Genomic DNA, 646 nt, shown 5'->3' with positions numbered 1-646 from the left:
GTGGAGTAACCATTTGGAGCTAGCCGTCGAAGGTGGGACAAATGATTGGGGTGAAGTCGTAACAAGGTAGCCGTATCGGAAGGTGCGGCTGGATCACCTCCTTTCTAAGGATTATATACGGAATATCACCTTTAGGTGATAAGCGGATTAACGTGACATATTGTATTCAGTTTTGAATGCTCATTATTTGAGGATTCAAAATTCAAATGGGCCTATAGCTCAGCTGGTTAGAGCGCACGCCTGATAAGCGTGAGGTCGGTGGTTCGAGTCCACTTAGGCCCACCATTAAAATTACTGTACATTGAAAACTAGATAAGTAAGTATAAATGATTTTACCAAGCAAAAACCGAGTGAATAGCGAAAGCTTGAAACTAAAAATTATCGCTAGTCGTCAAATGACGACTCACATAATTAATAACACAGTTTTGAATTGAAAACGCTTGTCAGTCAATGAATCATGAACAAGAGCGAGTGAGCTTACTATGCGTAAGTGATCGAGTGATTGTGAAATGATGAAGCAGAATGCGAGCGATCGTCAATCAAAAGAAGATTAAGTTATTAAGGGCGCACGGTGAATACCTTGGCACTAGAAGCCGAAGAAGGACGTTACTAACGACGATATGCTTTGGGGAGCTGTAAGTAAGCT

General features: G+C 41.5%; 1 tRNA gene and 2 rRNA genes. All 3 read left to right on the top strand.

The features are described 5' to 3' along the window. Nucleotides 1-104: ribosomal RNA gene (locus TP70_RS10875) — 16S ribosomal RNA — on the top strand; the annotation flags it as partial. Between the two features lie 104 nt (nucleotides 105-208). Next, nucleotides 209-285: transfer RNA gene (locus TP70_RS10870), tRNA-Ile, on the top strand. Between the two features lie 263 nt (nucleotides 286-548). Next, a 23S ribosomal RNA gene (locus TP70_RS10865) occupies nucleotides 549-646 on the top strand; the annotation flags it as partial.

Origin of the sequence: Staphylococcus microti (assembly GCF_000934465.1) — a bacterium.
GTDB classification, from domain to species: domain Bacteria; phylum Bacillota; class Bacilli; order Staphylococcales; family Staphylococcaceae; genus Staphylococcus; species Staphylococcus microti.
The sequence above is the reverse complement of the archived record's forward strand: the minus strand, read 5'-3'. Positions and strand labels throughout refer to the sequence as shown.